Below are 21,871 nucleotides of genomic sequence, written 5' to 3'. Positions count from 1 at the left end.
CCGCGGAGCCCGCACATGTGACATGGCGTGGAAAAAGCCGGCCCGGCCGCCGGGTACGGCTCAGGGCAGCTGCTGGAGCATTGCCTCGCAGCTGCGCAGCACCGTCTGGGCCGCCTCCATCTGCTGGCCGGTCCGGTCCGGCTGCTGGGCGAGCACCCGCCACCTGTCGGCCGCGGCCGCCGCATGCGCGCGGATCTCGTCCGGTGGCGCCTCCGCGGGCAGGCCGAGCCGCTCGACCAGGGTGCCGCCCTCGCCCCCGACCAGGCGGCGCCCCTCCACCGCCAGTTCGCCCGGGAGCCCGGCGCGGCGCGCGCGCAACGCCGCCAGCAGGCGCAACTCGCGGAACTCGTGGGCCGCGCTCACGGTCTGCTCCACGCGTACAAGAAGGTGCCCCGACTGGGGTCTCGGCTCGCGATGCGCCAGCTGTTCGACGGCTATCAGGGCAGTGCGGGCCTTGAGCACCGTACGGCGGGCCGAGAACAGGTCGGTGATCGCCACCTGGAGCTCGGCGAGCCCGCTGTGCCGCAGCAGCGCCTCGGCCAGCGCGCTCGGATCACGGGCCCCGGAGCGCACCAGCGTGGTGGCCAGCTTGACGCCGGTCAGCGTCAGCCGGTCGAGCAGCCGCTCCCGCCACGCCGGCTCCAGGGCGATCGCCTCGCCCGCCGCCCGGAACCGGTCGACGGAGAGCAGGTACGGTTCCAGCTCCGCCCGCGACGAGCCGGCCAGCACGGCGAGGGCGTCGAACTCGTCCTGGCGCAGGCTGCGGGCGGCGTACCCGAGAAGCCCGGACACCGCGAGCACGTCCTGGCACAACATGGTCAGGTCCGGCTCGTGCCGCCGCCGGCGGGCGATCTGCTTCGCGGCGAGCATGGCGTCGACCCGCCCGCCGGCGGTCTCGTCGGCACGGGACAGGACGACGACGTGGTGCAGCGGCAGGGTGGCCGCGGCCCAGCCCCCGCGGGCGGGCGGCAGGCGGTGAAGGTCGGCGGAGGCGAGCGTACGGCTGAGGAACAGCACCGCGTCGGCCTCCTGCCGCATCCGGGCGGCCCGCAGCCACCCGTCATCCCCGGGCGGAAGCCCTGGCGTGTCGTAGACGTGCGTGTGCCGCAGCGAGCGACTGGGCCACTCGACGTGCACCTCGTGGATCTCGCCGTCCTGCTCCGCCGCCTCGTACGGCCGCAGCGAGTCGGCCAGCTGCAACCCCTGCTCGGCCCGGTGAACCGGCAACTCGTACGGCGCCCCGTGCCGCGGCCGCACCTGGGCCCGAGGCTGCGGCCCGTCCCGATACCACGCGGGATGCCCGCCCTGCCCCCGCGACCGCACGGGCGCGACACTCTCCCCGATCAACGCGTTGACCAACGTAGACTTCCCGGCCTGGGAAGGCCCGGCCACGGCGAGCAGCAGCGGCCCGTCAAGCCGCACGGCATGCCGGTGCAGCCACTCCTGCGCCCGCGGGCTGTCATGGTAGATCCGCATCGCCTCGGCAAGCACCTCGTGCACCCGCCCGGCAAGCCCGTCCTCGGCGCTCATCGTCCCCCCGCGCGATCCGCCCCCACGAGCCGCCCTCGCCTGCGACCGGCCCGGCGCTCCCCCGCCACCGCAGTAAACGGCGGGGCGGCGGTCACCCGGTTCCCGAGCCCAGCGCCGCACGCCCGGCCCGACCGCGGACGACTCCCGAGCCCGACACCGCACACCCGGCCCGACCACGGACCACTCCCGAGCCCGACACCGCACACCCGGCCCGACCACGGACCACTCCCGAGCCCGACACCGCACGCCCAGCTCGACCGCGGACCACTCCCGAGGCCGACGCCGCGCGCCCGGGCAGCGGACGTCCCGTTCCCCGGTCCGGCGGTACGCACCCGGCTCGGCAGCGGGGCGGTGGTCATCCGGTTTCCGATGCCGTGGCGCCGATGGCCGGGTTGCGGGCCGGGGACAGGGCCTGGGCCTGCTGGTAGAGGCCCGAGAGCCGGTCGAGTTCCTGTTCGATGCGCCGGGCGCGCTGGGCTCGGGCGGCGAGTTCGCGGTCGGCGGCTGCCTTGGCCGAGCGGAGGGACTCGATGATGGCCTCGTGGATGTCCTCGGTGACGCCGCTGTAGTGGTCGCGGAGGGTGCGCTGCATCCGGCGTACGGAATCCTTGGCGTCCTTGGCCAGGCCGATGAAGATCTGGTCGATGTGGCGCTGCACCGCCAGTTTCGCCGCGGCCTGGCGGCGTTTGAGCAGGGACTTGCCCTCCTCGCGGACGGTGCGGCTGCCGAAGAGGGCGCCGCCGCCGATCGAGATGGGGTTGATCAGGGACATTCCGGCCATGCTGGTGGCCAGGCCGACCATGAGGATGCCGCCGTACGAGCCGCGCAGACCGGTGAAGAGCTTCTGCGCCGTCGTGAACCGCTCGACCGGCGGCGCGTTGAGGTCGGTCGCGCGGTCGGGGAGCTGGTCGAGGGGGACGCCGGCCCAGCCGGGGAGCACGTCGTCGCCGTACTCGGGGAACTGCTCGGCCACCCTGTACGCCAGCCACTCGCCACGCTCGGCGAGCCAGGCGAAGCTCGACTCGGCCGCCTCCTGGACCGCCTGGCGCAGCCACGCGTGGAAGTCGTCCCACTCGCGGGCCGGGTCCATGGTGTCGAGGGTCTGCTCGGCCTCGGCGAGCACCGCGCGGGTCCGCTCGCGCAGGTCCTGCTCGACGTCGGACATGAGGTCGCCCGACTCGTCGGCCAGGCAGTTCTGCCAGCGGGTCGTGATCCGGCGCAGATCCTCGAGGCGGCGCTGGGCCTCGTGCAGCTGCTCGACCGCGGCGGACGGCTCGGCGCTGCGCACCAGGTCGGCGCGCAGAGGGGTGACGATGTCCTCGATGACCAGCCGGCCGACCACCGAGACGGTGTCGCGCGCGAGGCCGTCGTGCTTGGTCGCGACCGTGTCCCGCAGGTGCGCGATGAGGTGCGGGAATCCGGACTCGTCGTTGAGCTCGGTGCTGTTGGACCGCACGGCGTGGTCGCGCAGCGTGCTGGAGAGGGCGATGACGGTGGCCGGCACCTCGGCGGCGATGAGCTGATCGCGGGCGTGCGCGACGGCATGACGCCAGCGCGGCGCGATGTCGGTCTTGGTCAGGGCCACCACGACGTGCGGGTAGAGCCTGCACAGGTCGACGAGCACGTCGAGCTCGGCGTCCGTGAGCTCGCGCGTCGACTCACAGGCGAAGACCACAAGATCGGCCCTCGCGTACGTGACGAGCCGCCGAAGCTCGTCGGTGGCCGCCACCGCGTCCTCGGGCAGCTGCGGCGGCGCGGGCGTGTCGATCAGCACCAGGCCGCCGGCCAGCAGGGCCCGCGGAAGCTGGACCTCGGTGTGCAGGAGCGAGGCCGCCGACGCGGGCTGGGTGAGCAGCGCCTCGGCCATCGACCTGCCGAGTTCCTCGGTGGACAGCGGGACGCTCCCGTGCAGGCCGGGCGGCGCGGTCCACGCCGCCGCCGGTCCCGCCCGGGTCACCAGCTGGGCGGCCGGGGTGTCGCCGTGGCGCACGACCGTGGCGACCCCGCCGGCGGAACCGTGCCCGACGGGGCACACCGGAGCGTTGATCAGGGCATTGACCAGGTGGCTCTTGCCCTGGCCCGCGGCGCCGGTGACGAGCACCCGGAGCTGCGGGTGCAGCAACTGTGCGCGACGGCCGGACAACCACTCCTGCAGATCGGCGCGACCGTGCGTGGTGCACATCTGGATGGTCGCGTCCAGCACGTCGAGCCAGAGCGGCGCCTGCGCCTGCGCGGCGACCTGCGTCCGGCTGTCGGCATGCACTGGCGAGGTGGGGGCCACCGGTGCCGCAGCCCCCACCTCCCAGCGTTGCATCTTCCCTGCCCGTTCTTCCGCTCGTTGACGTTGTGCCCGTGCCATGCCGTGGCAGGCTGGTGCCACCCTCCGGCACCGCGCCACGCCATGGCCCCGTCAGCGGCGGCTGTCCTGCCCCGTCGCCGCCGGCTACGACCACGGTGCGGGCTCGGGCCTAGAAGAGCAGGTCCGTCACCGCGCCGTGCGCGTGGTCGGCCGTGTCCGGCGCGGTGTGGTGACCGAGCCCGTCGACCAGTCCGGTCACCGGCGAGGTCACGTCACCCGCGACATCCAGGACCCCCTGGGTCGCATCGTGCGATACGGCGCCGAGCGGGTCCGAACCGGTCACGGAGCCGACGACCGAAGAGACTGCCGGGTCGAGGTGCGTCACGTCAAGGTCCGCAACGTCGTGCAGGCCGATCGTCGAGGTCACGCCGGTGACGACCGAGGCCGTTCCGTCCAGCGTCGCGCCGGCGTCCACACCGGTCGAGGCGATGAGACCGTCGGCGTCGCCCACGACCGTCGTGGTCACCGAGGTGGCGGTGGAGACGCCCGCGTCCAGGCCCAGGCCCGGGTCGTGCACCGCGGACAGCGCGCCGTCCACAGGAGCGGTGACCGAGGTGGAGACCGGAGCGTCGACCGTGGCAGCGTGCTCGAGGCCTACACCGACCGCCGGGGTGCCGGCGAGCAGGCCGTCGGTGCTCACCATGAAGGCGCCCGCACCGGCATACGCCACGTCCGGCGCCGCGTGCGCACCGGGAGTCAGGTTGCCGGTCATGGCCTGCAGCTGCGCGACCGCCGCGGAGACGTCGGCGTCGGCGACCCCGGTGGTCAGGTCGTGCACGCCCAGCGGAGCGGTCACGGCGGCGACGTCGGACAGCGGCGCGTAGTCGACCACGAGCGGGATGACTTCCTGCACGTCGACGGCGGTGACGTCGCTGAGGCCGGCGTCCGCGAGGACGCCCTCGGGGTCGAGCTCGAACGCCGACCGGGCGGCCGGGTCGTAGATGAGGTTGAGAACGAAGTCCTGCAAGGTGGGCGAGGAATCCATGGTGGCCATGCTCCTGGGATGGTGGTCGGATGGCGCCGGATCGTCACCCGGCATTGATCACCGTAGAGCGGGGAGGCGGCCCGGGCATCGGGTGCGGACCCCCTTCCTCGGACGCCGCCGCCCGGTGATCCGCCCCCGCCGGCCATTAGGGGCTTAGGGGATTCGCGGCCCCAAGGTTGGGGGACGATCTTCGATGCCCGATCTGGTACGAACGTTAGGGTTCTGCCCGTCCACATCTGATCGCCGCCGGTGCCCACCGACGGCAAGGAGCGAATCACGTGCCGTACCTGCTGGGGATCGATATCGGGCAATGCTCCGTGACGGCTGCCGTGTGCCGGCCGACGGTCCACCCGCACCGCCGCGCCGCCGAGCCGGGGTGGGCTCCCGCCGAGGTGGTCGCGCTCGCCGGCCCGGGTCCGTCGATCGGGTCCGCGCTGCTGCTCTCCGCGGGCGGTGACCTGGTCGCGGCCGAGGTCGGTGCGGGCCACGCGGTCGACCGGGCCGCCGGCTACCTGCACCGGGTCGGCGACGACGTGGCGGTCCTCCTGGGCGGACACGCGTTCCCCGCGCAGACGCTGGTCGCGGGCATGGTGAGCTGGGTCGCGGGCCGGCTGTGGCAGCTCCAGGGGCAGGCGCCGGACCGGATCGCCGTCGCCCATCCGACCGGCTGGGGTCCGCACCGCCTCGGGCTGCTCCGCACCGCCTTCGCCGAGGCCGGTCTCGGCGAGCCGGCCCTGGTGCCGCGCGCCGGGGCGGTCGTGACCAGCGTCCAGGCCGCCGGGCAGCTCCCGGCCGGCGGCGGGGTGCTCGTCGTGTTCGAGCTGGGCGCGTCCGAGCTCGAGGTCTCGTTGATCAACCCGCACACGGCCGGCCGCTACGAGATCATCACGTCGGTGCGCTGCACCGACGTGAGCGGCGGCGATCTCGACGCCGCCGACGCCGGCACGCAGCGGTCCCTCCTGCGCTCCGGGGTGGACCTCGTCCTGCGTACGGTGGCGGCCTGCGGTGTTCCGGCCGGTGAGCTGTCGGCCGTCCTGCTCGCCGGTTCCGCGGCGGGGCACCCCATGCTCGGCGACCTGCTCTCGGCGGCCCTCGGGGTGCCCGTCCTGCAGAACGGTGACCCCCGCACGACCGTGGCCTGCGGCGCCGCCCTGTCCGTCCGGCCGCGCGGCCGGCGCCCGGCCGCCACGCCGATGGTGCCGATGGTGCCCGAGTCGCCCACGGCCGAGGCGCCGCTGATCACCGCGACCCGGCCGGTCTCGCCCAGCCCGCAGGCGGCGCTGCAACCACCCAGACCACCCGTCAAGGTGACGGCGGCTCCGGGAGCGCGGCGATGAGCCCCGGGATGACGACCCGGTCGGCCGCGCTGCTGAGCCCGGCCGCCGGTGCCCTGGTGCAGCAGGTCCTCGACGATCCGGCGGCGCCGCTGAGCGTTGCCGTCTGCGGGCCCGGCGGGTACGGCAAGACGGCACTCCTGCGCGAGCTGGCCGCCTGCTACGAGGCCGCGGGTGTGCCGGTCAGCACGCTGTGGCAACCGGCCGCCGACACCTCGCAGGCCGGGGTGCTGCTGGTCGACGACGCGCACCTCGCCGGGGACGACCGGCTGCGGGAGATCGCACGGCGCGCGGACGAGCCCGGCGCGCGCGTCGTGGTGGCGTACCGTCCATGGCCGCGACCTGCGGCGATGCCGGCGGTGATCGACGTGCTGCGCCGGCACGGGCCCGTGGTCGTGCTGAACGCGCTGACCGAGTCGCAGGTCGCCGCCCGGTGCGCCGAGATGTGGGGGACGGCGCCCGAGCCGGCGTGGACCCGATCCCTGCTGACCTGCAGCGGCGGGGTCCCGCGCTACCTCGACCGGCTCATCGACGGACTCGGCGACGGGGTCCCGGGCCGCGGTGAGCCCGCGGCGGTGACAGGCCGCAGCGAGCCGCCGTGGCAGGCGCCGGCGGCCGCCCTGGCGCCCTTCGCGGCCGAGTTCGACGAGCTCGAGGCCGATCTGCTGACGGTGCTGCTCGCCATGGAGGCGGGCGCCGGGCTCTCCACCGAGCTCGTCGCCGCCCTCCTCGAATGCGAAGCCGAGCGGGCGACAGCCCTGGTGGCGGCGGCGAAGGCCACGGGCCTGCCCACCGCCACGGGAGCCCTCGTGCCGCTGGCTCAGGAGGCGCTCACCCGGCACGGCCCGGTCGCCCAGCGCATCCGCGTACGCCAGAAGCTGGCCGGCTGGCAGCTCGCCCGGGGCGGCTCCGTGCTGGCGCTGATGCGGCCCCTGCTGGACGTCATGCCCGGGGCGGGCACCGAGGACCCGGCGATCGGTGCGCCCTCGGTGGCGCTGGCCCCGCAGGCCGACGGCGCCGATCTCGGGGCCGCGTTCCTCGCGGCCGGCGACGAGGCCCTGCGCGGTGATCCCGCGCTCGCGGCCCAGCTGTTCGCCGCCGCGTCGCGGGCCGGCCGGCCCGCCGTCGCCCGGCGGGCCCTGGCGACGGCGCTCGCCGGCGACCTGGGCCAGGCGTCCCTGCTGGCCGACGAGGTGCTCCGCGGCGGGCCGCCCGAGCAGCGCGGCGAGGCAGCCTGCGTCGGGGCGGCGGCCCTGGCGCACCGTAACCATCTGGCCCGCGCCGTCGAGCTGTACCGGTGGGCCACCCCGCGCCTCGCCGCCGGGTTCGGCGCCATCGCCCTGGTCGGGACCGGGCGGGCCGAGGAGGCCGGGCAGTTGCTCGGCTCCTCGTCGTCGGAGCCGGGTGATCCGTCCGCCGGGCCGCCGACGCTGCTCGAGACCGCCGCGTACGAAATGGGCCGGGGTGTCCTCGACTCGGTGGGGCCCTCCCCCGCGGGGGCGCTGAGCGCGCTGGTGCAGGCCACCGAGCTGCTCGAGCCGTCGGGGGCGGCCGTTCTGCTGCCGGACAGTCCCGCGGCGCTGGCCGCCCTCATCGCCGTGCACTCCGCGGAGTTCGGCACCGCGCGCACGGTTCTCGACCGGGCCATCGGAACGGGGCTGGGCGGGCCGCTGTTCCAGCGGCGGCACCGACTGCTGCTGGCCTGGACCGCGATGGCGCAGGGCCGCCACGCCCATGCCGCGGAGCAGGCCGCCCTGGCGGGCGTGCCGATCGGTGTCCCGGCGCCGGCCGAGGGCGAGGGCGAGGTGGACGGTGCCGGCGCCGAGTTGCAGGGACGTGACCTGCTGTTCGCGGCGGCGCTGCGGCTCGGGCTGGCGCGCCGGGCCAGCGACCTCGTCGCCCTGCGCGCCGCCTGGCCGGAGGCGGCCCACGCGCTCATCGGGCAGCCGATCGACCTGTTCACCCTGATGCCGCTGGGCGAGATCGCCATCTGCGCGGCGCGGCTCGGGGAGCAGCGGCAGGTGCAGCTCGCGCTGACCGCGGCGGACGAGCTGCTGAGCCGGCTCGGCGACCCGGTGCTGTGGAGCGTCCCGCTGCACTGGATCCGCCTGCACGCCGCGTTCCTGGCCGACGACCGGGCGGCCGGTGAGCGTCACGCCGCCGCCCTGCGCGAGCATCGCGACCGCAACTCCTACGCCGCGGCGCTCGCCACCGCGGGCCAGTGCTGGCTCGACGTGCTGTCGGACCGGATCGATCCGCACGCCGTCGAGGACGCGGCGCAGGCGATGGCCGATCTGGGTCTCGCGTGGGACGGTGCGCGGCTGGCCGGGCAGGCCGCTATCCGTACGCCGGACCGCAAGGCGATGACCTCACTGCTCGACTGTGCCCGGTCGCTGCAGGCACGTCAGGAACCGGACCTGCCGGCCGAGGCGCCGGGTCGCCGGGGCGCGGGGGCGGAGGAGAGCTCCCGGCCGATTCTCAGCGACCGGGAGCAGGAGGTGGCCACCCTGGTGCTCGCCGGGCTGACGTACAAGCAGGTGGCAGACCGCCTCTACCTGTCGGCGAAGACCGTCGAGCACCACATGGCCCGGATCCGGCAGAAGCTCGGCAGCACCGACCGTCGCGATCTTCTGGCCCGGCTGCGTACGCTCACCGGCGCGCCCGCGGAGGCACACCCCGCGGGCGAATCGGATCGGAGGCGACCGTGACCGGTGGCAACGCACGGAACCGGAGGCGGCTGACCCGAGTGGGCGGCGGTCTGCTCGTGCTGCTGTGGGCCGCGGCGGCGATCCCGCTGACCCTGGACGCGACCGAGGTGGCCCGCACGCGGGCGATCGCCCGCGTCATCGGCGGCCCGACCGACGCCGTGATCGTGCAGCTCCAGGAGGAGCGGCGGCTGTCCGCCGGGCGGCTGGCCGATGTGGTGGACCGCAGCGCCCTGATCGCGCAGCGCGACCGCACCGACGAGGCCGTCCGGCAGCTGCGCGACGCGCTCACCGGCCCGATGCGGCGCACCGCCATCGGTCCCGAGGCGGCCGGCGGCACCGACATCCTGCTGCGGCAGGTGGACGAGCGGCTGGCCCTGCGCGCCCTGGTCGACGGCAGCAGCCCGGATCCCCGGAAGGTGCTGAACGGTTACACCGGCATCGTCGCCGCCGCGTTCGAGGAGGCGCCCTGGCTGTGGCCGGACCGCAGCACCGGCACCGGGTCCTCGCTGCTCGCGCTGGGCCGGGCCCGGGAGGCGCTGTCCAACGAGGACGCCATCCTGGTCGGGGCCGCCGGCGCCGCGACCCTCGACGCCACCGACCGCACCCGGGTCGCCACGCTGGTGCTGACCCGCCGGGTTCTGCTCGAGGAGGCGGCCCAGCAGCTCCCCGACGCTTCCGTGCCTGGCTACCTCGCGCTGACCGCGGACCCCGCGATCGTCCGGCTGCAGGGGCTGGAGGACGACCTGCTCGACCCCTCCGCGGCGGCCGGGAAGCGCATCGCCCCGGCCTGGGCGACCTCGCTGGACGGGTCCCGCACCAAACTGCGCGCCTTCGAGACCGGGGCGGTGCGCGAGGCCAGCCGCGAGGCCGTGCCCGGCGCCGTGGCCACCGTGGCCGGTGCGGGCCTGGTCGCGGGGCTCGGCCTGGTCGCGGTGGTGGCCGCGCTCACCTGGCTGCGCCGGCTCTTCAGCGGCCTCGGCGCCGACGCGGACCGGACCCCGGCGACCGTACGCGGGGAGTCGACGGAGGACGCCGCGCTGCTGGATCTGCTGCTCGAGCAGAACCGGCGCAACCAGGGCCTCCTCCAGCGGCTGATGCGCCTGCTCGACGGCGTACGGGGACGCACCGACGACGAGGACGCCCTGGGTGAGCTGACCCGGGTCGGTCACCTCGCCGGCCGGGTCCGGCGCAACGTGGAGAAGACCGTCACCCTCAGCGGGGGTACGCCCGGACGCCGCTGGAGCAGCCCAGTTCCGGTCGCCGGCGTGGTGGACGAGGCCGCCGCGGAGGTGCCCGGCTCGGAGCGGGTGTCCATCCCCGACCTGGAGCCGGCCGAGCTGGTCGGCGCCGCCGTCCTTGACGTGACCCACCTGCTCGCCGAGCTGATCGAGAACGCCGCCGCCTTCTCCCCCGCCGAGGCCCCGGTGCTGGTCACCGGCCGGTACGACGAGGACCACTACGTCCTCGCGGTGACCGATCACGGGCCCGGCATGTCCGAGGACGATCTCCGCGTCGCCGCCGAGGTGCTCGCGACGACCGCCGCGCCGCAGACCCGCGCGTGGGACGGCCTGTACACGGCGGGCCGCCTGGCCCATCGCGCCGGTGCGACGGTGCGGTTGCACAACGCCGACGACGGAGGGCTGACCGCGCAGGTGTTCCTGCCGGCCGCCCTCGTGGCGAGCGAGGGTATGTCCGCTTCGGATCTGGGTACCGGCGGGGACACGGCGGTCGTCGATCTGCCGGCGACGCGGCGGCTCGTACCCCGCCAGCGTCCCCGGCCCGGCGCCGCCATGTCGACGATGAGCAGCGATGAGTAGCGGCGAGCGGGGCTCGCGCCATGAATGAGGAGAGGCGCGGCATGTCGGAACCACCGCGGCGCGAGCGCCGTTCCCCCATGGTCGTCCTGCTGGACGCGGCCATGAAGCTGGCGGTGTCGGCGCAGGCCGGCCCCCAGCCCCGGCTGGAACCGGCCGGGCAGGCCCGTCGTACCGCCAGGACCTGGCTGGTGCTCGGCGCGCTGCTTGCCATCGGGGGGACCATCGCCGTGGTCACGGTGCTGCTCCAGGGGCCGGACGACCTGTCGTCCCTGCCGCCGCACACCCCGGCGCGTACCACGGTCGCCGGGGACACCAGCAGCAGTGAATCCGCGTCGGCCCTCCCCGCCACCTCCGGGGCGACCGGCACGGCGCCGGCCCCCGGAACCGCGCCGACGACGGCCGCGCCGGGAGCGGGGCCGAGCGCCCCGCTGTTGCCCCCGACGTCGTCGCGGCCGACCGAACGGGCAACCGTGCCCTCGGCCGTGGCGCTGACCGCGCGTTACTCGGCCGCCAACGGGACCGGACTGCTCGGCTACCGGGCCGAGGTGGCGGTCGCCAACCCCGGCACGGCCGGCCACGACGGCTGGGAGCTGACCCTCACGCTGCCCCGGCCGACGCTGCAGATCGCCGCCGTCTCCGGGGCCACCGCCCGCCAGGACGGTGCGACGTGGACCTTCGCCCCGGACGCCACCACCCGGTCCGTACCCGCGGGGGGCTCGGTCGTGGTGTCCTTCGAGGTCCGGGGCGCCACCCTGCTGGACGCGGCACCCCAGGCCTGCCAGATCGACGGCCGGCGCTGCGCCGGCGTCGGCCCGACCGATCCGCCACCGGCATGAGCACCCGTCGGTGGCGGTCCGGCGGCCGCACTTTCCACCCGCCGGATGAGCACCCTGCACCCGTCCGTGGGACAAACGCGGCACCGGCCCGCCGGACGGGCGACGCTAGGATGAGGACTCCTGTCGACACGGGCCCAGGCACACGCCGAGGGAGTCGGATCCAGCCGTATCCACGTACCGCGAAAGACCCGGATGGAACCGGGAAAGCGCTGCTCAAGGGCACTTTCCCACGACTCAGATCGCGAGCACAGTGACCGACAAAAGCGAATCCGTCGAGGCTGCGCGGGCCCCGGAGAAATCGATCAAACGCCGCATCGCCCGCCTCATTCTCGTGCCCGGTGTGGCGGCGCTCGTCCTGTGGCTCGCCACCTCCACCTACCTGGTCTTCAACGGCTACTACGACCGCGAGGTCGCCAACGGCGTACGAAAGGTGTCGATCCCCGCCGTCCGCACCCTCGCCGCCATTCAGCGCGAACGGCGCGAGAGCATCGACTACCTGTCGCACGCGGCGAAGGACCTGCCGAAGCTGATCGCCGAGCGGCAGCAGACCGACTCGCTCGTGGAGAAGCTGCGGTCGGCCGCCGGCTCGGTGCTGAGCAAGGCGCCGCGGAGCATCGACGTACGGTGGGCGGCGTTCTCGGACCGCCTGGACCGGCTGCCCGGCATCCGCAGCACGATCGACTCCGGCCGCGCCGGGCGCCAGCAGACCACCGAGTTCTACGACGAGCTGGTCAACGCCGCCATCGAACTGTTCGACACCCAGGCGCGGGTCGTGCCCGACGCCACCGCCACCCAGGGCGGCATCACCGCGACCGACACCTTCCGCGCGGGCGACCTCATGGCGCGGGCCAGCTCGGTGATCTCCAGCGGCTTCGGCTCCCGCGGCCTCGCATCGGAGGACCACCTGCAGTTCGTCAAGATGGTCGGCGCCTACCACGCGACCCTCGACGCGGCCGTGCCCCACCTGCACCCGGACGCGCGAGCCGAGTACAACCGGATGGCCGCGACTCCTGAGTGGACGTCGCTGGTGACGGCGGAGAACGCGCTGATCACCGCGGGCCCGTGGAAGACGCGCGCCCCACGGACGTTGCAGCTCAACGCCGAGCAGTGGGACACGGTCACCAACGCGATCGCCGAGCAGCTGGTGTCGCTGACCGTCACCCAGGCCGACCGGACCTCCAGCGACGCGCTGCGCACCGGCAACAACCAGCTGCTCGCCGCCGCGATCGGCAGTGCGGTCGCCCTGCTCATCGCGCTGGGCGCGATCATCTCCGCCGTCCGCCAGTCGCAGGTGCTGGTCAACCGGGCCCTTTCCGTACGCCTGGCGCAGCTGGGACAGGACGCGGTGACGGTCGTCGACGAGCGCCTGCCCTCGATCATCGCGAAGCTCCGCCGCCGCGAGAAGGTGGACCTCGGCGTCGAGCTGCCGCATCGCGACTACGGCCGGGACGAGATCGGTGACCTCGCCACCGTGCTCAACCGGTCCATGCGCGCCGCCGTCGACGCCGCCGTCGAGGAGGCCACCACCCGGGCGGCCGGCATGGCGATGCTCATGGGCGTCGCGCGGCGGCCCCAGCGTCCGCTGCAGCACGGCCTCAAGGTCATCGAGGATCTGCAGAACCGGATCGGCGACGAGCAGATCCTCGGCGAGCTGTTCGACATCAACCACCAGCTGACCCAGACCCGCCGGTTCCTCGAGAACCTCATCATCCTGGCCGGTGGGCAGGCCGGGCGGCGGTTCCCCCGACCCGTGCCGGTGCGCCGCGTGCTGCTCGGGGCGGTCGCCGAGACCCGGCAGTACCAGCGGGTCACGCTGCGTCGCACGCCGGAGATCGCGATCAGCGGCGCGTCCATCGCCGGCATCACCCACCTGGTGGCGGAGCTGCTGGACAACGCCCTGGTCTTCTCCCCGCCGGAGTCCGAGGTGTGGATGAGCTGCACCCAGGCGCACAACGGCGTGGTGATCGAGATCGAGGACGCCGGCGTGGGCATGCCGCCGGAAGCCATGGAGGCCGCGAACGTCCTGCTGGCCACCGCGCCGACGCCCGACCTGAGCGGCCTGAAGGGCGGCGCGCAGATCGGCCTCTGGGTCGTCGCGGAGCTCGCCAAGCGCGGCAACATGCAGGTCACGCTCCGCACCTCGGCGTACGGCGGCGTGCTGGCCGTGGTGCTGCTGCCGGCGAGCGCGATCGCCTCCGGCGAGGACCTGCGCCGGATCACGAACGAGCCCGGCGACGAGCGCCGCACCCTGACCGTCGACCCCTTCGACGAGCTCGGCGAGGACGGCCCGCAGGCGGTGACGGTCCCGGCGTCCCGCGACCGGTCGGCCGCGGCCCCGGCAGCCTCCAACGGTACGCACGGAGCCCGGCAATCCCTCGCCCAGGAGCGGACCGCCCCGCACCCGACCGTCGGCACGCCGGCCACGGCTCCCACCGCCTCCCCCACCGCACCGAGCGCACCCTCCGGCGGCCAGGCGGCACCGGGCATCTGGCCACCCCCGCCGGGCGCCCCGACGTCCGCGCCGACCGCACCGCACCCGGCGCCGTCCGGGCTGCCGGGCGCCCACAACGGCCGCCCCACGGCGGGCGTGAGCTCCCCGGCAAGCACGGGCCAGCAGGCAGGCACGGGCCACCCGGGCGCGGGTCAGCAGGCGGGCGCGGGCCACCCGGGCACGGATCTCCCGGCGCGCGCGGGCCATGCGGGCACGGGCCTCCCGGCGGGCACGGGTCATGCGGGCGCGGGTCAGTGGACTGGTTCGGGGCAGCAGGCGGGCGTTCCCGGCAGGCAGTCCGGGGCCCCGACCGAGGCCCGGGCGGAGACCACCGAGCCTGCGGCGAGTGCGGCGGGCGGCCCCACCCGGCCGCCGCTGCCGCAGCGCCGTCCTCAGGAGAATCTCGCGCACCAGCTCAAGGAACAGCCCCTGGAGAGCCAGGCCACCGGGCCGGCGCACTCGCCGGAAACCGCCCGCAACCGCCTGGCCAGCTACCAGCAGGGCTGGCGCGCCGGCCGCACGGGAGACCTCAACCTGCCGAGCGGCGCTCCCGGCGGGACAACACCGCCGGGCCACCGCACCGGCGACATCACACCGCCGACCGGCACCCCCGGCATCGCTCCCCCGCCGAGCCAGCGCACGGGTGACCCCGGCCTGGCCCGACGCGGCACGGGCGACCTCGTTCCTCCCGGCCACACAGCCCACGCGGCTCCCTCGCCGAACCGCCACGCCAGTGACACCCCTGCCCCGCACCGCGGCACCGCCACGCCGTACAACGGCACCGCCTCAACCCGCACCAGCAGCGCCCTACCCCACAGCGGCACCATTCCGCACAGCAGCAGCGCCCCGCCCCACAGCGGCACCATTCCGCACAACGACGGCACCGTTCCGCCCCACGGCGGCACCGCTTCACCCCACGGCGGCACCGTTCCGCCCCACGGCGGCACCGCCTCGCCACACGGCGGCGACGTCCCGTCCGACGGGGGCGATGTTCCGCCCGGCCGCCGCAGCGAATGACCGCACCCGCACCGCAACCGACACAGACGGGAAGAGCCATGGAACCGACCGCTCACAACGACCTCACCTGGATGCTCGACGAGCTCACGGCCGTGGACCAGGTGCTGCACGCGCTCGTGCTGTCGACCGACGGACTCGTCGTGCAGAAGTCCCGGTCGCTGCCGCAGGACGCCGCCGAGCTGCTGGCCGCTGCCGCGTCCTCGTTGTACAGCGTGGGGGCCGGGGTCGGGCGCCGCTTCGAGAGCGGGCCCGTCGACCAGATCATCGTCGAGTTCCACGACCGTACGCTGTTCATCGCCTCGGCCGGGGAGAACGCGCGCCTGGCGGTGCTCGGCGACGAAGAGGTGGACATGGGCACGGTGGCGTACGAGATGGGCCGGCTCGTCACGCGGATCGGCCAGTACCTGGGTGCCGAGCGACGGACTCCGCAAGCATCGGTCAACGGGCATGCCGGGCGTTGATGATGGATTTCGACGCCCGGCGGCACCGGGACGACGCCGAGCAGGGGCAGCTCGTACCCCTGTATGTGCTGGTGAACGGCCGCACGACGCCGCGCAACGCGTCGCTGGATCTGGCCACGCAGGTGGTCGCGCTGCCGGCCGACACGACCGTGCTCGAGCCGGAGTACCGGGAGATCCTGTGGCAGTGCCGGCAGTGGATGTCCATCGCGGAGATCTCCGCCTATCTGCAGCGGCCGCTCACCGTGGTGAAGGTGCTGGTGGACATCCTGCTCGAACAGGACTATGTGGCCCTCGGCTCCGCCGCGCAGCGGACGGTCTACGATCGCGCCCTGCTGGAGACACTGCTCGGCGGGCTGCAGCGCCTGTGAACCCGCAGCGGCGAGCAGGGGCCGCCATCCCGTACCCCCGCACCACCACCGACCCGGCATCGAGGCGCTGCCCAGCGGCCTCCGCGACCCTGACCGAGGACTGACACGCTATATGGAACGCACATCCGCCAAGGTGGTCGTGGCCGGTGGCTTCGGCGCCGGCAAGACGACGCTGGTCGGCTCGGTCAGCGAGATCTCGCCGCTGACCACCGAGGAGGTCATGACCGAGGCCAGCGTCGGGGTGGACGACCTGGCCGGGCTCGAGGAGAAGACGCGCACCACGGTCGCCCTGGACTTCGGCCGGATCACGATCAACGCCGAGGTGGTGCTCTACCTTTTCGGTACGCCGGGACAGGACCGCTTCTGGTTCATGTGGGACGAGCTCGCGCAGGGCGCCCTCGGTGCCGTGGTGCTGGTCGACACGCGCCGGCTGCCCGCGAGCTTCGCCTCCATCGACTATTTCGAGCGGCGCGGCATCCCGTTCGTGGTGGCCGTCAACACGTTCTACGGCGAGTGCGCCTACACCGACGACGAGATCCGATCGGCGCTCCAGCTGAGCGCCGACGTGCCGTTGACCCGGTGCGACGCCCGCCAGCGGGATTCCGCCCTGGACGCGCTGATCCGGTTGCTCCAGCACGTCCTGGCCAAGCTGCCCACGGCAGCCTGACCCCGCGCTACCTCGTCGGCGCGGCGCGGGTGAGGGCGGGAAGTGCGGATGGGCGCCGGCGATCGATCGGCCCCGGCGGCCGGTGGGCGCCAGCGGTCGGTGGGCGCCAGCGGCGGGTGGGCGCCAGCGGCGGGTGGGCGCCAGCGGCGGGTGGGCGCCAGCGGCGGGTGGGCGCCAGCGGCGGGTGGGGCGTCGACGTTCGGTATGCCCACGGTCGGCGGGCGCCGAAGGGACGCGGCAGCCGCGGCGGTCCATGGCGGCGCGGCGGTCCATGGCGGCGGTGCGGCGGTCCACGGCGGCGCGGCGGTGCGACGGCGCGGCGGGCAGTGCGGCGCGCACCCGCGGTCGGCGGTGGCGCTGGAGCGGTCAGCGTCCCAGGGCCGGTCGAGTCTGGGATCGAAGTCGGGCTCAAGGGTCGCACCGAGGACGGCCGCTCGGGGCGAACGGCCGTCCGACGGCAAGCCGGCAAGCGGCCAACCGACCGGGCGAACGCCAAGTCGGCGACCGGTCGACCGCGCGAACGCCGAACCGGCGCACGGCCGACTGAGGTGAGGGCTACACCGCGGGCTCGAGCCGGACCTTGAAGTGGCGTAGCACCCGGGGCGCCGCGGTGATTCGGTAGCCCGGGACCTGGTCCGGTTGCTTTGCGATCTCGCCCAGGGTTCTGGCCACGTACTCGAGGTGGGCTTCGGTGTAGACCCGGCGGGGGATCGCCAGCCGGACCAGTTCGAACGGGGCCGGGCGGACGAGTTGGTGGTCGTCGTTCAGTTCGCCGAGGTAGAGCGAGCCCAGCTCGGCGCAGCGGATGCCGCCGGTGAGGTAGAGCTGGCTCGCCAGGGCGTGGCCCGGGAAGCGGCCCGGGTCGAGGTGGGGCAGGAGGCGGCCCGCGTTGAGGTACAGGGCGTGGATGCCCGCCGGCTGCACCGTGTCGACGCCTGCCTCGTTGATGAGGCGGGCCAGGCGGGCCGTCGACGCCGCCCGGGAGCGCAGGTAGTCCTCGTCCACGACCTCGCGGAGGCCGACCGCGAGGCGTTCGAGGTCGTGGCCGGCCAGGCCGCCGTACGTGGAGAAGCCCTCGGTGGCGATCAGGTTGGCCTCGCACGTGGCGAAGATGTCGGGGTCGCGGACGCCGATGACGCCGCCGACCGGTGCCAGCCCGTCCTTCTTGAGGCTGATGACGCAGCCGTCGGCGAGCTGGAACGCCCGGGTGGCGATCTCGCGGGGGCTCAGGTCCGCGTAGCCGGGTTCGCGCTCGCGGACCAGCCAGGCGTTCTCGGCGAACCGGGCCGCGTCCAGCCAGAACGGCACCCGGTAGCGGCGGCACAGTTCGCTCGCCGCGGTCAGGTTGGCCATCGACACCGGCTGGGCGCCGAGGCCGTTGTTCGTGATGGTCATCAGCACCAGGCCGACGCGTTCGCCGTCCGGACCGGCGAGGGTGCGTTCCAGCGCGTCGAGGTCGACGTCGCCCTTGAACGGGTCGTCGCTGTCCAGGTCGAGCGCCCTCGGGGTGGGCAGGTCGCGGGCCTCGGCGCCGGCCAGTTCGACGTTGGCGTGGGTGGTGTCGAAGTGGGTGTTGCTCAGGCAGATCTGCCCCGGGCGCAGGATGGTGGAGAAGACGATGCGTTCGGCGGCGCGGCCCTGGTGCACCGGCAGGACGTGCGGATAGCCGGTCAGGTCGCGCACCTCGTCGCGGAAGGGAAACCAGGACCGGGCCCCCGCGTACGACTCATCGCCGCGCGCCGCGGCCGCTTCCTGGGCGGACGACGTGGCTCCCGTGCCCGAGTCGCTGAGCAGGTCCACGGTGATCTGGTCGGCGCGCAGGTTGAACGGGTTGTAGCCGGCCGCCGCATACGCCTCCCGGCGCTGCCCCGCGGTCAGGAACGGGATCGGTTCGACAACCTTGATCCGGTACGGCGGCAGCAACGGAAAAGCTTCCTCGGGCACGACATTTCTCCTACCGGTGACGAGCGGTGCTAGGCGACGCGGCTGCCGGACCAGCCCTGCCCCGACCGGGGGCTGCTGACGGCGTACGCCTCGGACGACAGATAGACGGACACACCCGGCCGGGGCGGCCCCACGCGCAGCGACACGTGCGCGATCAGCCCCACGCCGTCCTCGAGCGGCCGGTCGGTCACCGCTCGTACGGCCGGTGCGAGCCGGTCCGGCGCGAAGCCGTGGCGGATCAGCAGCTCCCGGACGCGGTCGTACGCCTCCCGGTCGTCGGCGACGTAGCTGCGGATCGGCACGTACACGCTGTAGCCGACGGGCTGTTCCGCTCCGGGGCGGAACGTGTAGCTGCTGATGATGGGGCGCCCGTCGTAGGGCCCGGCGGATCCGGCGCCCAGTTCGCAGAACCCCGCCACTTCGGCCGGGTCCACGCCCGGGACCACGGCCGCCGCGCGGGCCACGTCGGCGAGGGTCGCGTCGTGCTGGGACACGTACAGTTTGATCCGGGCCGTGGGTCTGTCGTGCAGGTCGAGGGCGAAGAAGGTCAGGCGGTCGGCCTCGCCGAGCCGGCCCGGCCGCAGCCCCTCCTCGCGCACCGTCCGGAAGGCCGCCCCGGCCCCGAGCCGGTCGAGGGCCTCGTGGACCAGCGGGACGGACCGGGCGACGCCGTGGAGCTCCGGGTTGAGGTAGACCTTGAACTCGGGCAGTGAGCGCAGGATCAGCGAGTGCCACATGCCGAAGGCGCCCTGCGGCCGGTCGGTCGCGAACAGGTCGAGGACCCGTTCGAGGCGTTCGAGGCTGAGCCCGTGCCGCGGGGCCTGCCGCCGCACGAAGGACAGGGCCGGCGCGAGGCCGGCGGGGGTGGCCGGGTCTGTGACCCCGGCCTCGGCGAGCAGGCGCAGCACGGGCGGGCCGTCGCGGTCGAAGGCGACGGAGAACTCGATCGGGGTATGGTCGTCCGCGATGTCGGAGGCCCAGCCGGGTCCGGCGGCGAGCGGACGGTTGCCGGCGCTTCCGAGGAGGTCGGCGACGAGGTCGGCGGAGGCGGCGGGATCGGCGTGCGTCACCTCGCACAGCCGGATCATCTGATGCGTGACGTGCGCGACGAGCGACTCGATCGGCACCGACCCTCCACTCAGGACCGAGGGCACCTGCTCAGATCATTTAAATCGTCCGACATCAATTAGTCCAGCCACGACCGGGTGAAAAAGTTGGTTTGTGTGGATCACCACAGCGGTCAGCTCCCGCCCTTGCGGTAGTTCTCCACGCTCTCCCGGAAGGCCTTGCGCTGGCAATCCTGCTCGTCCTCGTACGCCTTGTTCGCCCCGGCGTTGTCCTCGTAGCGGATCGCGATCGGGTCGCCGCCGACCGTGACCTTGTGGCCCCTGTCCACGAGGCAGCGCGCGGTCTCCCGCAGCAGGTCGGCGAACTCGGGGTTGGTCCGGCGCTCGCGCTCCATCCAGGTCTCGGGGTACAGGTGGTCGCACTTGCGGGCGGCCTCCTTGTTCCTCTCGTACTTCTTCAGGTCGGGGCGGTCCTGCTTGGGCCCGGCCACGCCCTCGCCGTTGAGGCACTTGTTGAAGACCTCGACGTACCGGTCGAAGACGTCACCGCCCTCGTCGGGTCGGACCACCGGACGCTCCCGGGTCGCCGCCGAGGGGGTCGTGGCCGGCGCCGGACCGCCGGACCGGAGGGTGGCCACGTCCGCGCTCTCCTTGTCCCGCGCGTCGGTGCAGCCGGCGAGCAGGAGCAGGGCGGCGAGCGCGCCGGCCGTCACGAGGGAGGTCTTGATCCGCATCGGACCACCATGGACGAATGTTGTCAGGAACCTGTCAGGGCGGGTGAGCGGACGAGGAAGGGTGTCGCGGACGGGGCCGCGGCGGCATGATGGGAAAGGTCCGGAGTCGCCCCTGGTGAGGAGAGCGGACGTGACTCAGGGTGATGCCGGCCGCGGCCGGCCGTCGACGTCGTACACCGGCGAGCCGGTTCCGGACGGCCTCGTGGAGATCCTCGTGGATCTGGCCCGGTCCCTGCAGGATGAGTCCGACCTTCAGGACACCCTCGGCGCGATCGTCACGGCCGCGGTGGGAACGGTGCCGGGCGCCGAGCACGCCGGCCTGACCGTCGCGCAGTCCGGCCGGCGACTGCGGACCTGTGCGGCCACCGCCGACGTGGTGCAGGAGGTGGATGCGATTCAGTACGCGACGAGCCAGGGCCCGTGCCTGGAGGCCAGCCACGAACATCGGACGATCCGGCTGTCCGACATGAACCGGGAACGGCGCTGGCCCGACTTCTGCACGCGGACGGCCCGTCTGGGCGTTCTGAGCATGCTGTCCTTCCAGCTGTACGTCGAACGCGACAATATGGGCGCGCTCAGCCTCTACAGCACCCGGGCGAACGCGTTCTCCGACGAGTCGGAGCATGTCGGACTGCTGTTCGCCGCGCACGCCGCGGTCGCCATGGCGGGCGCCCGCCGGGAGCAGGACCTCGTCCGGGCGCTCTCGGCCCGCGACCTCATCGGCCAGGCCAAGGGCATTCTGATGGAGCGCCACAAGCTGACCGGCGATCAGGCGTTTCAGCTGCTGGTGCGGGCCAGCCAGCGCGCGAACACCAAGCTCACCGACATCGCCCACCAGCTGGTGGAGACCGGCGAGCTGGCTGAACGCGCCGTCCGCTAGCCGTCACTGCGCGGGGCCGGGGACTCCCGGACGGGCGTCTGCGGCTGCCGCCGCAGGTCGCCGGTGAGGCGCAGGGCTCTTGCCTGATCGCGGATCTCCCGGGAGGCCCTGCGGACGGCGGCGGAGCGAATGAACAGGTCCGCCGTCGACTCGGACACGACAGGATTCTTCGGCGGCCGGGGCGCGCCGGCGGGCGCCGGGAGGCCGAACAACTCGCACAGGCGGGTGATCTCGAGGACCTCGGTCACGGCGGGCCGGGGATTCGTCAGGACCAGCCGGCCGCCGGCGTTGCCGACCAGACCGCGGCAGATCAGCAGGGCCCGGATGCCGGAGGAGTCCAGGAAGTTCAGCCTCGACGCCTCGATCTCGACGACCGCCGGGGCCGCGCCGCCGAGAAGGCTTGTCACCGCCCGGATCAGGGGTTCGGCGCTGCCCTCGTCGAGCTCGCCGGCCACGGCCACCCGGGACCGGCCGTCCCGGTCCGGCGGAACGGCGCTGACCTGGAAGTAAGGGGGGATTATGGTGCCGGCGTCGTCGCGCTTCAGATCCACGAGAGGCTCCCGCGTCGCAGCGGTGACCACTTCCCTCGCAGTTTGAAGGCGAAGCCACAACCGACTACACCCTACTCCCCTCCCACCGGAAACGATGCACAGCCGGATGGAGGGGGCCCGAA

16 protein-coding genes are annotated in these 21,871 nt (G+C 74.0%); 9 read left to right on the top strand and 7 right to left on the bottom strand.

The window, feature by feature from the left end; genetic code table 11:
• Positions 1–60: 60 nt before the first annotated feature.
• The 3 genes from CLV70_RS32595 to CLV70_RS32585 all read right to left on the bottom strand — a co-directional run bounded on the left by CLV70_RS32595 (position 61) and on the right by CLV70_RS32585 (position 4,874).
• Positions 61–1,530, bottom strand: coding sequence for a GTPase domain-containing protein (locus CLV70_RS32595; protein ID WP_106130467.1), 1,470 nt, complete (start codon positions 1,528–1,530; stop codon positions 61–63).
• A 355-nt stretch (positions 1,531–1,885) separates the two neighbouring features.
• The gene (locus CLV70_RS32590; protein WP_158277877.1) at positions 1,886–3,844 is read right to left on the bottom strand and encodes a P-loop NTPase family protein; all 1,959 of its coding nucleotides are present in this window, start codon (positions 3,842–3,844) and stop codon (positions 1,886–1,888) included.
• A 154-nt stretch (positions 3,845–3,998) separates the two neighbouring features.
• A complete protein-coding gene (locus tag CLV70_RS32585; protein ID WP_146164244.1) occupies positions 3,999–4,874 on the bottom strand; it encodes an IniB N-terminal domain-containing protein in 876 nt (291 codons plus the stop codon).
• Positions 4,875–5,152: 278 nt separating this feature from the next.
• Here CLV70_RS32585 and CLV70_RS32580 point away from each other — a divergent pair, with 278 nt between their 5' ends.
• The 8 genes from CLV70_RS32580 to CLV70_RS32545 all read left to right on the top strand — a co-directional run bounded on the left by CLV70_RS32580 (position 5,153) and on the right by CLV70_RS32545 (position 16,573).
• Positions 5,153–6,211: an Hsp70 family protein gene (locus CLV70_RS32580; protein ID WP_146164243.1), complete on the top strand. Its 1,059-nt coding sequence runs from the start codon at positions 5,153–5,155 to the stop codon at positions 6,209–6,211.
• Between the two features lie 8 nt (positions 6,212–6,219).
• Entirely contained in the window at positions 6,220–8,916 is a 2,697-nt protein-coding gene (locus CLV70_RS32575; protein ID WP_106130463.1) for a helix-turn-helix transcriptional regulator, read from the top strand.
• Complete coding sequence (locus tag CLV70_RS32570; RefSeq protein WP_158277876.1) at positions 8,913–10,733, top strand: sensor histidine kinase; 1,821 nt, start codon at positions 8,913–8,915, stop codon at positions 10,731–10,733. Before CLV70_RS32575 ends, CLV70_RS32570 begins: the two co-directional genes overlap by 4 nt.
• A gap of 41 nt (positions 10,734–10,774) precedes the next feature.
• Complete coding sequence (locus tag CLV70_RS32565) at positions 10,775–11,569, top strand: cellulose binding domain-containing protein (protein ID WP_158277875.1); 795 nt, start codon at positions 10,775–10,777, stop codon at positions 11,567–11,569.
• Positions 11,570–11,819: 250 nt separating this feature from the next.
• Positions 11,820–15,077 (top strand): sensor histidine kinase, encoded by a 3,258-nt coding sequence (locus tag CLV70_RS41880; RefSeq protein WP_106130460.1) that lies wholly within the window; start codon positions 11,820–11,822, stop codon positions 15,075–15,077.
• 38 nt (positions 15,078–15,115) lie between these two features.
• Entirely contained in the window at positions 15,116–15,538 is a 423-nt protein-coding gene (locus tag CLV70_RS32555; protein ID WP_106130459.1) for a roadblock/LC7 domain-containing protein, read from the top strand.
• Positions 15,538–15,906 (top strand): DUF742 domain-containing protein, encoded by a 369-nt coding sequence (locus CLV70_RS32550; RefSeq protein ID WP_245908599.1) that lies wholly within the window; start codon positions 15,538–15,540, stop codon positions 15,904–15,906. The genes CLV70_RS32555 and CLV70_RS32550 overlap by 1 nt, the downstream gene beginning before the upstream one ends.
• A 112-nt stretch (positions 15,907–16,018) precedes the next feature.
• Positions 16,019–16,573: a GTP-binding protein gene (locus CLV70_RS32545; protein WP_106130457.1), complete on the top strand. Its 555-nt coding sequence runs from the start codon at positions 16,019–16,021 to the stop codon at positions 16,571–16,573.
• A 555-nt stretch (positions 16,574–17,128) separates the two neighbouring features.
• On the opposite strand, the gene CLV70_RS32540 is transcribed toward CLV70_RS32545, so the two are convergent.
• The 3 genes from CLV70_RS32540 to CLV70_RS39335 form a co-directional block, all read right to left on the bottom strand.
• Positions 17,129–18,517 carry a tryptophanase gene (locus CLV70_RS32540; protein ID WP_211303978.1) on the bottom strand — a complete coding sequence of 463 codons (1,389 nt, stop codon included), beginning with the start codon at positions 18,515–18,517 and terminating at the stop codon, positions 17,129–17,131.
• A 29-nt stretch (positions 18,518–18,546) separates the two neighbouring features.
• A complete protein-coding gene (locus CLV70_RS32535; protein ID WP_106130455.1) occupies positions 18,547–19,644 on the bottom strand; it encodes a tryptophan dimethylallyltransferase family protein in 1,098 nt (365 codons plus the stop codon).
• A 113-nt stretch (positions 19,645–19,757) separates the two neighbouring features.
• Positions 19,758–20,318 carry a hypothetical protein gene (locus tag CLV70_RS39335; protein WP_146164242.1) on the bottom strand — a complete coding sequence of 187 codons (561 nt, stop codon included), beginning with the start codon at positions 20,316–20,318 and terminating at the stop codon, positions 19,758–19,760.
• A 130-nt stretch (positions 20,319–20,448) separates the two neighbouring features.
• Between CLV70_RS39335 and CLV70_RS39330 the strand changes: the two genes are divergently transcribed.
• Positions 20,449–21,198 (top strand): GAF and ANTAR domain-containing protein, encoded by a 750-nt coding sequence (locus CLV70_RS39330; RefSeq protein ID WP_146164241.1) that lies wholly within the window; start codon positions 20,449–20,451, stop codon positions 21,196–21,198.
• Here the strand turns inward: CLV70_RS39330 and CLV70_RS32525 are convergent.
• Positions 21,195–21,749 (bottom strand): STAS domain-containing protein, encoded by a 555-nt coding sequence (locus tag CLV70_RS32525; RefSeq protein ID WP_158277874.1) that lies wholly within the window; start codon positions 21,747–21,749, stop codon positions 21,195–21,197. The two genes, CLV70_RS39330 and CLV70_RS32525, sit on opposite strands and share 4 nt — an antisense overlap.
• Positions 21,750–21,871 lie beyond the last annotated feature (122 nt).

The sequence above is a fragment of the Pseudosporangium ferrugineum genome (genome assembly GCF_003002065.1).
Lineage (GTDB): Bacteria > Actinomycetota > Actinomycetes > Mycobacteriales > Micromonosporaceae > Actinoplanes > Actinoplanes ferrugineus_A.
This window is presented reverse-complemented; position numbering and strand designations above follow the sequence as displayed.